This window comes from Pediococcus parvulus, from assembly GCF_964063155.1.
Lineage (GTDB): Bacteria > Bacillota > Bacilli > Lactobacillales > Lactobacillaceae > Pediococcus > Pediococcus parvulus.
The window spans coordinates 1,241,959-1,256,065 of the sequence record NZ_OZ061292.1; the positions used below are offsets into that span (position 1 = coordinate 1,241,959).

The 14,107-nt window shown below is 38.5% G+C and carries 11 protein-coding genes; 3 read left to right on the forward strand and 8 right to left on the reverse strand.

Translation table 11 applies throughout. From position 1 onward, the window contains the following. Nucleotides 1-34 precede the first annotated feature (34 nt). The 3 genes from AB3217_RS06050 (at nt 35) to AB3217_RS06060 (ending at nt 3,101) form a co-directional block, all read left to right on the forward strand. Entirely contained in the window at nt 35-172 is a 138-nt protein-coding gene (locus AB3217_RS06050) for a hypothetical protein (RefSeq protein WP_367365810.1), read from the forward strand. Beyond that, on the forward strand, nt 169-1,050 hold the full coding sequence (locus AB3217_RS06055) for an IS3 family transposase (protein WP_232310845.1): 882 nt from the start codon (nt 169-171) through the stop codon (nt 1,048-1,050). Before AB3217_RS06050 ends, AB3217_RS06055 begins: the two co-directional genes overlap by 4 nt. Before the next feature lie 809 nt (nt 1,051-1,859). Further along, nucleotides 1,860-3,101 (forward strand): ISL3 family transposase, encoded by a 1,242-nt coding sequence (locus tag AB3217_RS06060; RefSeq protein WP_367365811.1) that lies wholly within the window; start codon nt 1,860-1,862, stop codon nt 3,099-3,101. Nucleotides 3,102-3,306: 205 nt separating this feature from the next. On the opposite strand, the gene ffh is transcribed toward AB3217_RS06060, so the two are convergent. The 8 genes from ffh to recG form a co-directional block, all read right to left on the reverse strand. Then, a complete protein-coding gene (gene ffh / locus AB3217_RS06065) occupies nt 3,307-4,740 on the reverse strand; it encodes a signal recognition particle protein (RefSeq protein WP_057782420.1) in 1,434 nt (477 codons plus the stop codon). A 17-nt stretch (nt 4,741-4,757) separates the two neighbouring features. Continuing rightward, nucleotides 4,758-5,099, reverse strand: a complete 342-nt coding sequence (locus tag AB3217_RS06070) for a putative DNA-binding protein (RefSeq protein ID WP_057782421.1) — start codon at nt 5,097-5,099, stop codon at nt 4,758-4,760. Between the two features lie 16 nt (nt 5,100-5,115). Then, entirely contained in the window at nt 5,116-6,237 is a 1,122-nt protein-coding gene (ftsY, locus tag AB3217_RS06075) for a signal recognition particle-docking protein FtsY (protein WP_057782422.1), read from the reverse strand. Next, entirely contained in the window at nt 6,234-9,803 is a 3,570-nt protein-coding gene (gene smc / locus AB3217_RS06080) for a chromosome segregation protein SMC (protein ID WP_367365812.1), read from the reverse strand. Before smc ends, ftsY begins: the two co-directional genes overlap by 4 nt. Before the next feature lie 18 nt (nt 9,804-9,821). After that, entirely contained in the window at nt 9,822-10,523 is a 702-nt protein-coding gene (rnc, locus tag AB3217_RS06085) for a ribonuclease III (RefSeq protein ID WP_068807329.1), read from the reverse strand. Nucleotides 10,524-10,653: 130 nt separating this feature from the next. Then, the gene (gene acpP / locus AB3217_RS06090; protein WP_057783534.1) at nt 10,654-10,899 is read right to left on the reverse strand and encodes an acyl carrier protein; all 246 of its coding nucleotides are present in this window, start codon (nt 10,897-10,899) and stop codon (nt 10,654-10,656) included. Nucleotides 10,900-10,980: 81 nt separating this feature from the next. Then, the gene (plsX, locus tag AB3217_RS06095; RefSeq protein ID WP_260267591.1) at nt 10,981-11,991 is read right to left on the reverse strand and encodes a phosphate acyltransferase PlsX; all 1,011 of its coding nucleotides are present in this window, start codon (nt 11,989-11,991) and stop codon (nt 10,981-10,983) included. 20 nt (nt 11,992-12,011) lie between these two features. After that, on the reverse strand, nt 12,012-14,063 hold the full coding sequence (gene recG / locus AB3217_RS06100; protein ID WP_367365813.1) for an ATP-dependent DNA helicase RecG: 2,052 nt from the start codon (nt 14,061-14,063) through the stop codon (nt 12,012-12,014). Nucleotides 14,064-14,107 lie beyond the last annotated feature (44 nt).

Below are 14,107 nucleotides of genomic sequence, written 5' to 3' on the forward strand. Positions count from 1 at the left end.
CCTTCCTATTATGGAATTATACTAAATCGTGTCCATGATTTCATACTACCTTCAAGATACTTTAAAGCAACTCCAAAAAGAGAATCAAATGTTGAAGATTGAGAATGAATACTTAAAAAAATTAGAAGCCTTAGCTCGGAAAAAATCAGCACAAAGGAAATCTCGAAAATAGCGACTGAGTTGAGGCAAATATTCCAAGTATCAATTAAATTGATTCTCAAAGTAATTAAAATACCGCGTAGCACGTATTACTACACTCGAAATCATGAAGGTCGAAAATTCAATGACGATCAAGTTATTCAAGCAATTGATGAAATTCGACAACAAGATTTAAAATACACAAAGAAGTACGGGTACCGTCGAATTACAAGTGCTCTGCATGATTTAGGATTTCAGATAAATCACAAGCGGGTTTTACGTATTATGCAAGAACATGCCTGGATATGTCATGCCTTTAATCGCCAAACTCGTAAATATAACTCGTATAAAGGATTAGTTGGTAGGATTGCCCCTAATCGGTTAAAGCGTCGCTTTAAGACCGACAGACCCTATCAAAAACTTGTAGCAGACGTCAGTGAATTTCGATATGGATCTATGGGAACAAATGAACGCGTTTATTTGGAACCGGTACTAGATTTATTCTCTGGAGAAATTTTAGCATTTAATATAAGTGAACATCCAACAGTTGAATTCGCCATTAAACCGCTCAAAGAAGCTTTAGAAGGACTTCCGGCACTAAATTATCGGACAACAGTTCATACTGACCAAGGCTTTCAGTATCAACATCGCCAATGGCGAACGCTCTTGAAAGAACATCATGCATTCCAAAGTATGTCTCGTAAAGCGACTTGCCTTGATAATGCAGTAATGGAGTCATTCTTTCATATTATGAAAGCAGAAATGATGGATGAACATTTTGAAGATAAAACTAGCCTAATTCAAGCAATGAAAGATTGGATAGACTTCTATAACAACCGTCGTATCAAAACAAAATTAAACGGCAAGCCCCCGGTAAAATACCGAGAACTCGCCGTTCAAAAAGCAGCTTAACAATTTGTCCAATTTTAAGGGTTCACTTCACTTTATAAATGGTTTTTTTTGATACGCTATATTGGGTTGCCAATTCTTTCACTGCAGTGTGAGTATTGGAAGCACATAAGTTTGTAAGCAAGTCGACTTGTCTTTGATTCATAACTACCTCCTCCTCAATTAGTAGATTAGCACACAAGTTTTTAGTAAGCGATTACAATTGGGGTCATTTAATTGTGGAACTCATTGTTTATATATAATATAAGAGTGTCAAATTGCATTAAAAATGCGCAATAATATGCTATTTTATAAGTAAACTAATGATGGATTAATAAATAGCACTTTCTACTTTAACAAATATGATTCACAAAAAATGGAGCCCAAAATCTACCTTTATGTTTCAAATGTACAAGGTCTTGATAATAGCTTTATATCACTGCTCAGTAATTCAGTATCGTCTTAGAACAATCAAATCTGTGCAATAATATAATTACATTTTAGACATCACCAAAACAATTTCACCCATGTGCTTTTGATCAGAAGTACCATACTTAATGGTTTATTGAACCATATAATTTCTTAAAAATTATCAAATAAATCAAAAAACACCCAGAAACGACTTCTCATCTCGTTTCTGGGTGCTTCATCTCTTGGAATATGTAACATCTAATTAGATGAACACGTTCTTTATGGGTCTACACTTTCTGGTATTGGTGAATAACTAATACCGGTTTTTTGTCTGTTTTGAAAATCAGAAAAATAAAAAAGGACATCTGTCCTCTTTGTGCTACGATTTAATCGCCAAAAACAAATCGAAAAGAGGAATTCAGATGTCCCTAACTAATTCTATCTTATGCTTATTCGAAATAACAGACCCAAACCTAATTGTCACTGGTATTTCTAAAGAACGGTGTTCCACAAACCAACGTATTCATGTCGTTCATGCAACTTTGTCTTATCAACTTTTAAAGTGCCCACATTGTGGCCATAAAAGCTTAATTAAAAACGGAACTCACATGAGTCACCTGCGTTTAGGAACCTTATCCGGTGGTCGTTACGAAATGCATTTAAAACGTCAAAGATACCAATGTAAAGATTGTTCAAAAACCTGTGGTGCTAAAACTAAGTTGGTTAATCGTAACGAAACTTTCACACATAATATCAAACATCAAGTGATCGTTTTAGCACGCGATATGTTGACGAGTAAAGAAATTGCTAAACTTTGTGGAATTTCGCCAAGCAGTGTTCAACGAATCCTAAATGCCAATATTCACTTAGCCTATCGTGTTAAACATCTCCCAGAGAATCTTTGCTTTGATGAATTTCGTTCCTGTAATCACTGGATGTCCTTTAATTGTTGCGATGCCGTTAGTCATCGCCGAATTGTCACTTTAAAAGATCGGCTAAGTAAAGATATCATTGACTACTTTGAAGCTCGTTTTTCGGTTCAAGAACGTGCCCAAGTTCAATCAGTGACGATTGACATGAATGCTGAATATGGCAGCTTCATTCATCGCTTATTTCCCAATGCGGCCACGATTATCGATCGTTTCCATATTATTCAACTGGCTGGGCGTGCCTTAGATAATGAACGCACGCAGGCCATTCGTACTATCCAAGATAAGCATTCACGACTTTATCATATTTTAAAATCTCAATGGCGTTTATTTCATCTTGATGAAATAAAAGTTAATGATTCTAAGACTGTTTATTTACGCGGAATTAACGAGTATATGACGCAACAAAATGCCATTGATTTAGCTCTAGACGCTTTTCCCAGATTTAGATCTGTGTATCAAACCTATCAAGGTATCTTAAGTGCCATACACCAAAAGGATGCTAATGCGTTCCAATCCTTACTCACTAACTACCAACCCACTAGTAATCAAATGGACATAACGATCAACACGTTTATCAAAAATGGTTCAGCCCTTCTAAACAGTTGTCGTTATCCATTTTCCAACGGTCCAATTGAAGGACTTAATCGTAAAATCAAGGCATTAAAGCGTAACTGTTTTGGTTTTCGAAATATTGACAACTTCTTTATCCGGATTAGTTTAATTCATGAGTAAACAAAAAGCACATTCACCGAAGTGAATGTGCCGTTCAAAATCTCCACCAATACGATTTGACAGAGACCCTTTTTCTATTTTTTATTTAAACTCCAACTAGCAACCTTAATCACTAATTTCATCTAAAAACTTTCCAAAATCATCAGCATTTTATACCAAATATCGCAGTGCTCTTACAGAAAGCTTTGAATTTATTGGCCTAATCCTACTTATTTCGCCGATTTTTCTTCATACGTTTTTTCTTATTTTTCTTGACCTTACGGACCATGGAATTCATCGCCATCTTCGAGAGACGACCACCTACGCCCTTACCCAACAAACCATCCATACCGTTGAAGTTACCTTTAGACATTTGGTTCATCATTTTTTTCATTTGACCAAACTGTTTAATCATTCGGTTAACTTCAACCACTGGTCGACCAGACCCACCAGCAATCCGACGACGCCGGCTTGGGTTCAACAAGTTTGGATCTTCCCGTTCAGCAGGAGTCATTGATAGTACGATCGCCTTCATATGAGCCATATCTTTAGGATCAATATTAGCGTTCTTTAAAGCAGGGTTATTGGCCATCCCTGGAATCATCTTCATGATATCTTCCATAGATCCCATATTTTGCATTTGATCCATTTGATCAACGAAATCGTTGAAGTCAAAACTATTTTCCCGGATCTTTTTGGTCACATCTTGGGCTTGTTTTTCGTCGTACTCTTTCTGAGTCTTTTCAATCAAGGTGAGCATATCGCCCATCCCCAAAATTCGGGAAGCCATTCGATCTGGATGGAAGACATCGAGATCAGTCATCTTTTCGCCTTGCCCAATAAACTTAATTGGTTTACCAGTCACCGCGCGGATTGAAAGAGCAGCACCACCACGGGTGTCACCATCTAACTTAGTTAAGACAACGCCCGTCACATCCAACTGATTATTAAAACCTTCAGCTGTATTGACCGCATTTTGACCAGTCATGGCATCGACAACTAACAGGATTTCATTTGGATGAGCTAATGCTTTGATTCGAGAAAGTTCATCCATCAGTTTTTCGTCAATTTGTAAACGACCGGCAGTATCAATAATGACATAATCATTATTTTCTTCATCCGCTTTTTGCAAACCTTGACGCACAATCTCAACGGGATCAACATCAGTACCTAACTGGAAAACGGGCACATCAATTTGTTGTCCAACTTGGACCAACTGGTCAATAGCGGCAGGCCGATAAACATCCCCTGCAATCATCAATGGCCGCGCTTTTTGTTCATTTTTTAGCTTTAAAGCTAATTTACCAGCAGTAGTAGTTTTACCTGCCCCTTGTAAACCAACCATCATGATAATTGTTGGTATTTTAGGTGATTTGTTTAAGTCAACAGCTTGATCACCCATGATTTTAACTAACTCATCATTAACGATTTTGACAATCTGTTGAGTTGGATTTAAGCCCTTTAAGACATCCGCACCAATTGCTTTGTCACGAACTGTTTTAACGAAGTTTTTAACAACGGTAAAGTTAACGTCGGCCTCTAATAAGGCCAACCGAATTTCACGCATTGCTCCTCGTAAATCCGTTTCGGAAATTTTACCTTTTTTTCTTAATTTACTAAAAGCATTTTGAAGTCGATCTGTTAAACTTTCAAAAGCCATGGATTAGTCCCTACCTTTCATTCTCCCTCAATTGATTCTAGGTTATCTACTAATTGTAGAAGCGTTTTATCTTGTGCGTAATTGTTTTTAACATAGTCCATTAAACGATCCGTTTGGTGATTGCGCGCCAAAAAATCGCCATAAGTATGCAGTTTTTCTTCGTAATCTTCTAAAATTTGAACTGTTCTCTTAATATTATCATACACTGCTTGCCGACTTACAGTATAATTTTCCGCAATTTCGCCTAGTGAATAATCATCGGCATAATAAAGTTCCATGTAATTACGCTGTTTTTTGGTTAATAAGCTCCCGTAAAATTCAAACAGAAAATTAATGCGGTTATTTTTCTCAATCTCCATTTAATCACACTACTTCCTATTTGGCCGGCTCCAGAAAGCCACTAAACAGACCGTCGACAAAGTCTTTAGGTGAAAATGGGCTTAAATCGTCCACCTGTTCGCCAAGTCCGACATACTTAACCGAAAGATGAAGTTGATTGCGAATTGCCAAAACAATCCCACCTTTTGCAGTTCCATCTAGTTTCGTCAAAATAATTCCAGTTACGTTGGTAGTTTCCTTAAAAATCTTAGCCTGACTCATTGCGTTTTGTCCAGTTGTTGCATCTAAAACGAGAAGAATCTCTTGCGGCGCATGCGGAATTTCACGTGTAATAACCCGTCGCATCTTATCAAGTTCCTTCATCAAATTAACTTTATTTTGCAATCTACCGGCTGTATCTACCAAAACCAGATCATAATTTTCGGCTTTAGCCTTTTTAACAGCATCAAATACAATTGCTGCTGGATCACTTTTCTCTGGTCCCGAAACAACCGGAACCCCGTCACGTTTACCCCATTCTTGTAATTGCTCGATGGCACCTGCTCGGAATGTATCACAAGCAGCTAGTAACACTTTTTTACCGCGCTTCTTAAATCGATTGGCAAGTTTACCGATACTAGTAGTTTTACCAACACCATTTACACCGACAAACAAGAACACACTGGGCCCTTCAGTTGCAAAAACCAAGTGATTATCTTCTTTTGTACCGTTGCGTGTATAGAGTGAAACCAATTTAGATACGATCAAGTTCGAGATAACTTTTTGATCGTTTTCGTGCTTGGCTTCAATTTCTTCGCGCACTTCATCACTAATCTGAACAGCTGTTTCAAATCCGACATCAGCGCCAATTAAAGTTTCTTCTAAGTCATCATAAAAATCATCATCAACCCCACTAAAATTTGTAAATAGGGCGGTCAGCTTTTGACCAAAAGTGCGGCGTGACTTTTCCAAACCACGGTTATAACGATCGATTTCTGCTGCTTCTTCGCTCGTCACATTTTGTGGATTAACTTGCGTATCAGCTGGTGAAATTTCAGGCTCTTCAGGTGTTTTCTTTTCTATTGTTTTTTCTTCGTTTGCTTTTTGTTCTAACGCTTGTTGCGCCAAAGCTTCTTGTTCTTCAAGTTTCTTTTTCTTTCTTCGACCAAATATACTCATTGCGTGCTGGTCTCCTTTCGTGAAACATCTTCAAGTGATACAGAAGCCATCTTCGAAACTCCGGATTCTTGCATCGTGACCCCATATAAGACATCGCATTCTACCATTGTACCCTTTCGATGGGTAATCACAACAAATTGGGTCTGGTGACGGAAATTGCGGAGATAATCTGCAAAACGCGCCACATTTGCGTCATCAAAGGCAGCTTCAACTTCATCCAAAATACAAAATGGCACTGGGTTAACTTCCAAAATTGAAAAAAGCAATGTAATCGCCGTTAGCGCCCGTTCACCACCAGAAAGTAAACTTAGTCGCTGAAACTTTTTACCAGGTGGCTGTGCCTTAATTTCCATCCCTGTGGTCAGTAAATGCTCAGGATCTGTTAATTCCAGTTTCGCCTTGCCACCACCAAACATTTTGACAAAGACTTTCGAAAATGAGGCTGAAATCTGATCAAAGGTGTTCTTAAAGCGTAATGCCGCTTCAGTATCAATTTCGTTGATCGTTTCAAGTAACTGCTTTTGCGAAGTCATTAAATCATCTTTTTGAGTGGTTAAAAATTGATAACGTTCAGATACCCGTTGGAATTCTTCAATCGCACCAACGTTTACTTCACCAATTTCGGCAAGACCCTTTTTAGCTAACTTAAGTTCACGTTGTAACTCATCTGGAGCTACAGCTATACTTTGTGCTTTGGCTAATTCCAAGCTTAATTGATATTTCTCACTTAAATCATTCAAGGCGTGATCAACTTGCTCTGACAAACGAGTTTGCTTGATTTTAATAGTTTGCAACTCGTCACTTGAAACGGAACCAAGCTCCTGAACGCGTTGCAATTCTTGCTCTTTTTCAGTTAAGGATTGATCAAGCTTGGTAAAACTTGCTTTCTGGTCTTCCAATTGCATTTTTAATTCAGCAATCGCTTTTTTACTTTCAGCCAGTTCTTTTTGTTGTGCCTCATTTTTAGAACCAGTCGATTCCTTTTCTGAGCGTATCGTTACCTGGCGTTTTTTAGAATTTTGCACAAGCAGCTGCGTTTTTTCAATTGTTTCTTCAAGCGCATTCAATCTCGTTTTTGCTTGGGTCAATGTGACCTGAGCATCTGTCAATTGATTCCGATAGTGCGCGAGTGCTTGTTGACTTTTATCCTGTTTTTCATGTAATTCAGTGAGCCGCTGTTTATATGAATTGGTATCGGTTGAAATCTTCTCCAAGTCGGCGTTCAATTGTTTTTCCTGTTGACTTAGATCCGCCGATTGGGTTGTGAAATCAGATTGTAAATCACCATTTTGCTGTGACTCATACTTAACAGCAACAATCCGACGATCCAACTCTGTGATCTGATTTTTGGAAATGGTTAGTTTTGATTGACCATCTTTAAACAAATCATTAGTGACATTAAATTGTTGCCTTAATTCGCTACCCTTTGTTTCGGTGGCGGCTAGTCGCTGCTTTAAATCCTGAACTAAAGCTTCACGACTAGCCAATTGTGTTTTCATTTGGCTAACCTGTTTCGCCAAATTACTCCGTGCTTGCTTTTGGGTCAATAATCCAGCAGTTTGGTGACGATTCACACCACCAGTCATCGAACCAGACGGATTAATAATTTCGCCATCTAAGGTTACGATCTTCAAACGAGTTGACAATTGCTTAGAAATCTTTGAAGCCTGCTTTAGATCCGTTGCCACACACACGTTACCCAGTAAAAACTGTTTAACCAATCCCCACTTATCAGAAGTTTGTACCAGATCTGCGGCAATTCCCTCTACACCCTCTAAATTCTCTAATTCATGTTGCACTTTAGCTGAGACTTGTTTGGCATGAATTCTTGAAAGAGGCAATAAAGTCACTTTTCCGGCGCGTTGCTTAGTCAAATACTGAATAATTTGGCGCGCATCCTGATCATTTTGAGTAACTAGTTGCTGAAGCTGGCCACCCAATACAGTTTCAATCGCTTTTGTGTATTTATCAGGAACTTCCAGTAATTCGGAAACAACGCCAATTAGACCCGGAAATTGTGTCTTATTTTTTAAAACGTTTTGCACACCTTGATAATAGCTACGAAGTTCTACATCTGAATTACTGAGCGTTTCTAACCTAGTCTTTGCTTGTTGATAAACCCGTAAAGCATCTAGCCAACTATCCTGACTTTGTTTTTGCTGTTCAGATAACTTTTGATAGTCACTTAAAGCCTCTTTTAATGTGTTTTCGGCAGTTTGGGCGTCCTTTTTTAAAGTCTCTACGCGCTTTTCTTGATCTTTAAAGCCAGCCGTTAATTCATCAAGTTGATCTTCTAATTTGCACAGATCAGCATTGACATGCAATTGCTGTTGGCTATCTTGTTCATACCCTTTTTTTAGATTGACCTGTTCATTGTGAACTTGTGCCACCTGTTGCATTTTCTCAATATAAGTCGTCTGCAACTGATCAATCGTAGCTTGAATCTCAGTCTGCTTTTTTTGAATTTCTTTTTCAGACAAACCTGCTAGTGCTGACTTAATTTTTTCAACGGTCTGTTGATTAGCAGCAACCTGTTGATCTAATTCTACTTTTTGTGCCTGGTAATCAGTTAGTTTTTGCGAATTAGCCTTGATGGTTTCCGCCAATTCACTGAGTTGTTGATCTTGATACTTAGTTTTTTCTGAACCGACATTTTGTTGACCGGCCAAATTCTCATACCTTTTAGTGGTATTCAATAAGTCAGTTTGTAAATTATCTTTTTTTGATTCTAAAACTTGGCGTTGTTGCTTTAATTGATCAACCGTGATCGTCAAAGTCTTTTTTTGTTTCTGATATTGATCAACTAACTTTTCAGCAGCGGTTACTTTATCAGTGATTGATTGGCTTTGGCCTTGTAAACCCTCAATTAACTGAACTAATCGTGTTTTCTCCAACTTATCAAATTGCTTTTTTTGATCAACGTAATCTTGAGCCAGACTACTTTGTTCTTCCAAAGGCTCCAGTTGAGACTGGAGTTCGGCGATTAAATCACTCACTCGGTCCAAATAATCGTTCGTTTTGCTTAGCTCTGATTCGGCTTTTTGTTTATCTTGTTTATAACTCAAAACGCCGGCGACCTCTTCAATAATGACCCGTCGATCTTCTGGTTTACTATTAAAGATTGCTTCAACCCGACCCTGAGAGATTACAGAAAACGAATCGCGACCTAAACCAGTGTCAATAAACAGATCCAACACATCTTTTAGTCGACAGTCATTTTGATTAATCAAATACTGACTGTCACCATTACGAAACAATTTACGTGTCACACTGACTTCTGTAAAATCAGTCTTCAAAAAGTGATCCGAATTATCAAATGTAATGGTCACTGCCGCCCGATTAAGAGGTTGTCTGCTTTGTGAGCCCGCAAAAATGACGTCGGGCATTTTTCCCCCACGTAAACTTTTAGCTGACTGCTCGCCCATGACCCAACGGACAGCTTCAATAATGTTACTTTTGCCACTTCCGTTTGGCCCGACAACTCCGGTAATTCCGTCTTCAAAATTAATCGTGGTTTTATCGGCGAAGGACTTAAAGCCACTTATTTGTAAGGACTTAAGTTTCATTAACATCAAACTCCTAATCTAAGCATTCTTTACCCGTAACTTTTGCAAGGCATCTTTGGCAGCATCTTGTTCCGCTAATTTCTTGGACTTACCCGTGCCAACACCAAGTTTTCGATCATCGGCAAAAACAGCCACTTCAAAATCTAGATCATTATCGGGACCTGCTTCGTTTAACAACTCATAATGAATCAAGACGTCGCCATCACGTTGCAAAATTTCCTGTAAATTAGTTTTGTGATCAATCACGTGATCAAAAGCACCAGTATCCAATTTAGGAAAAATAACTTGGTGCACAAACTTTTCAACAGTTTGTCGGCCCTGGTCTATATAGACTGCCCCAACAAAAGATTCAAAAATATCACAAAGAAGTGAATCACGATTCCGAGCGCCAGCCTTTTCTTCACCCTTACCAAGCCGGATGTATTGATCAAAATGGCATTCACGCGCAAACTGACTAAAACTAGCTTCACAAACCATAGCTGCTCTCAAACGAGTTAGCTTTCCTTGTGGCATTTCTGGATAACGTTTAAAAATATATTCGGAGACAATTAACTGTAAAACTGCATCCCCCAAAAATTCGATTCGTTCATAAAATTTCAACCCTTGATTGGGATGTTCATTGACATATGACGCTTGAGTTAAAGCTTCGTCCAATAAACTTTCGTCATGAAATTCAATTTGAAAATTCTTCTTTAATGCTTCATCAATTGATTTTTTCAAAAGTTTCATCCTTCCTTAAATACTCACTATAACATTATAGCTTTTTTTAGCGAAACTGCCTACTACATCGCCATTACAGATACAAATTGAGACCGGAACAAAACATTCCAGTCTCAAAAGTGGTCATTTTTTATTTCTTTTGATTGGCGGTAATGAAATCAACTGCTTCACCGACTGTGGAAAGCTTTTCAGCATCCTCATCAGAAATTTCCGCGCCAAATGTATCTTCCAATTCAAGAACAAATTCAACAATATCAATTGAATCTGCATTCAAATCAGTTTTAAAGTTCAAATCGTTTGTAACTTTTGCTTTATCGACATCAAAATGATCCACAATGATATCGGTAATCTTGGTAAATACCTCTTCTTTAGTCATGTGATACTCCTTATATCTTTTAATTACATCAGATAAGTTTAATGTTTTTCTTGGGTATTGTCCACCCAAAATGAGAAGATTTTATTTTTTATCAGTTGGCCGCGCTGCAAAATAGTCTGCCAAATTCTGAGTCAAATTTGATTTAACCATCGAGCGGAGTTGACGTAAAGCATTAGATACCTGAATCTCATTACTTGATCCATGTGCTTTAACAACCGGCGCTTTTACACCTAACAGAACCGCACCACCATGTTTTGAATAATCCATTTTATCTTGAATCACTTTAAAAGCCGGCTTTAACAGCATTCCACCCAATTTGACCTGCACGCCAGAATCCAAAATAGTATGTTTGATTAATTTTAGCATCGATAAGGCGGTTCCTTCTGTATTTTTAAGAACCGCATTGCCTGTAAAACCATCCGTAACCACAACATCTGCCTTACCGGCTAAAAGCTCACGAGACTCAATATTACCCACGAAATTCAAGTTAGGATCGTCTTTGAGTACCTGGTAGGTCTCTTTATGCAGCGGATCACCTTTGTCTTCTTCAGCACCGTTATTTAATAAAGCAATCCTTGGATTCGTGACCCCCATTACGTTACTACTGTAAAAGTTACCGAGGACAGCAAACTGCTGCAAATTCTTCACTTTGCTTTCCGCATTTGCACCAACATCTAGCATCGTAAATGAATCTGGTGAACCCTCTAATGCAGGTAGCGTCGTGGTCATTCCTGGTCGATCAATCCCTTTAATTCTGCCAATAATAAATAAACTCGCAGCTAATAATGCTCCCGTATTACCGGCTGAAAATAGTGCATCAGCTTTTCCCTCTTTAACAGCTTGAGCGGCTAACACCAAAGAAGAGGTCTTTTTTTGACGTACCGCCCGAACCGGTTCATCACCCATCGCAATTTCTGAATCTGTATGAACAATGGTAATCCGTTCACCATTGTTAAGATATTTTTTTATCTGATCTTCTTTACCAAACAGGGTAAATTTAACATCTGAATACTTGTCCCTGGCCAGCTCAACGCCTTGAACAATTTTTTCTGGTGCATAGTCGCCACCCATAGCATCAATTGCTAATTTCATTTTTATCCCTCATTTTCAAATTAATCAAAATTGGCATTTTTTTGCATAACAATCGTTAAATAATCACTTAATTTTCTAAATTGCTTGTCTATTTGCCAATCTTCTTCGTTCACAATTTTACTAGCCTCTAGTTGCGCCGTTTGCAACGCCCCAATATCCACAACGGGGTCGCCAACTCGAAACTCAGGAATACCTGACTGTTTACTTCCAAACACGTCACCAGAACCCCGAAGTTGCAAATCAGCCTGGGAAATTTTAAACCCATCGTTCGATTGAGTCATAATCTTCATGCGTTTAATCCCAGTCTCATTTTTAGGATCAGCCACCAAGATACAGTAAGCCTGATCTTGTCCACGTCCAACGCGTCCCCGTAATTGATGCAATTGTGCTAATCCAAACCGATCGGCATCATAAATAATCATGACTGTTACGTTGGGGACATCCACCCCTACTTCAATAACAGTGGTTGAGACTAAAAGCTGAAATTCATTGTCCTTAAATTGACGCATAATTTCATCTTTTTCATTAGGCTTCATTCTACCATGAAGCAACCCAACTTTATAAGTTGGTTCAAATTCGGTTTGCAATTGATCGTAGAGTGCCATCGCATTTTTCAAATCTAAAGATTCTGATTCTTCAATTAATGGTGTAACCACAAACGCTTGGTGACCAGCTTTAAATTGTTTTTTCACAAAATCCAGCATACCACGCACATTACTATTTTTGACCCAGCTAGTTAGCACTGGTTTTCGACCATTAGGCATTTGATTAATCGTGGAAACATCCATTTCCCCATAGGCTGTGATTGCCAAAGTTCGGGGAATTGGCGTTGCTGTCATTGCCAAAACATCAACATCAGCACCCTTTTTGCGCAAGGTTTCCCGTTGTTTAACCCCAAAACGGTGCTGTTCATCAATAATAACTAAGCCGAGCTTTTTAAACTTGACATCATCTTGAATCAACGCATGGGTCCCAATCACTAAATTGATATCACCCTGTTCAATTCCCGCCAATAACGCCCGTCGTTGCTTGGACTTTGAGCCAGATGCGCCGGTCAACAGACCTATATTCACACCCATCCCTTCGAATATCTTGGTGAGGTTATTGGCATGTTGCTCGGCCAAAATTTCTGTGGGCGCCATTAAGGCCGTTTGGTAGCCCGCTGTAATTGCTGCAAACATGACAATTGCTGCCACAATTGTTTTTCCGCTCCCAACATCACCTTGCAACAGGCGGTTCATTCTAATCGGCCGTTTGAGGTCATAACAAATTTCATTAACCACGCGTTTTTGGGCATCCGTCAATTCATATGGCAAACTCGCAATGAATTTTTTTAATTCATCAATATTGTATTCAATAGCCGTTCCATTTTCTGTTTGATCTCGTTTTTTGAGTACTTGTAATTCCATTTGAAAAACGAAAAACTCTTCAAAAGTTGCCGTTCGCCGGGCAATTTTTGCCGATTTTAAATCGTCAGGAAAATGTAAATCATGAATCATTGTTTTGCGATCAATTAATCGGTACTTCTCAATTAACGTTTCTGGAATAATATTAGCAATTTTATCTTGAAATTGTTCAAAAGTTTGCGTAACCAATTTTTTTATCGTGTTTTGGCGAATATGTTGACTAGCAGGGTACACCGCATCAATTTCTGAAGAATCACCGCTTGAAAATGGCAATAATTTCATTCCAGTTAAACTTCGACGTCGTGCATCCCATTTGCCATAGACGGCAAACCTTTCATCAATTGTGACTTGTTTTTTTATCCAGGGTTGATTAAAAAAAGTGACCATAACAGATTCTTGATCGGTTAATAGACGAAAATTCAGGCGATTCTTTTTTCTGCCATAACGGGCAATAACCGGCTCTGAAGCTACAGTACCCTCTAAGGTTACTTTTTGTTGATCCACTAAGTCCGCCATGTTTTGAGGTCGTAAATCCTCATAACGAAACGGAAAATAAAGTAACAAATCTTCAATTGTATAAATCCCTAACTCATTTAGTGCTTTTGCGCGTTGTAGCCCAACGCCGCTAAGAACTGAAATGGGTGAGAAAATTGTGTTTTCAGTCATACATCGACTCCCTAACTACAAAAAGAGGCTGACAAATTTCCAAC

What these genes read in the sequence shown, in the direction of transcription:
- smc (WP_367365812.1), bottom strand. Translation starts at nt 9,803, where the DNA reads ATGAAACTTAAGTCCTTACAAATAAGTGGCTTTAAGTCCTTCGCCGAT.
- AB3217_RS06060 (WP_367365811.1), top strand. Translation starts at nt 1,860, where the DNA reads ATGTCCCTAACTAATTCTATCTTATGCTTATTCGAAATAACAGACCCA.
- AB3217_RS06050 (WP_367365810.1), top strand. Translation starts at nt 35, where the DNA reads ATGATTTCATACTACCTTCAAGATACTTTAAAGCAACTCCAAAAAGAG.
- ftsY (WP_057782422.1), bottom strand. Translation starts at nt 6,237, where the DNA reads ATGAGTATATTTGGTCGAAGAAAGAAAAAGAAACTTGAAGAACAAGAA.
- AB3217_RS06070 (WP_057782421.1), bottom strand. Translation starts at nt 5,099, where the DNA reads ATGGAGATTGAGAAAAATAACCGCATTAATTTTCTGTTTGAATTTTAC.
- recG (WP_367365813.1), bottom strand. Translation starts at nt 14,063, where the DNA reads ATGACTGAAAACACAATTTTCTCACCCATTTCAGTTCTTAGCGGCGTT.
- acpP (WP_057783534.1), bottom strand. Translation starts at nt 10,899, where the DNA reads ATGACTAAAGAAGAGGTATTTACCAAGATTACCGATATCATTGTGGAT.
- ffh (WP_057782420.1), bottom strand. Translation starts at nt 4,740, where the DNA reads ATGGCTTTTGAAAGTTTAACAGATCGACTTCAAAATGCTTTTAGTAAA.
- plsX (WP_260267591.1), bottom strand. Translation starts at nt 11,991, where the DNA reads ATGAAATTAGCAATTGATGCTATGGGTGGCGACTATGCACCAGAAAAA.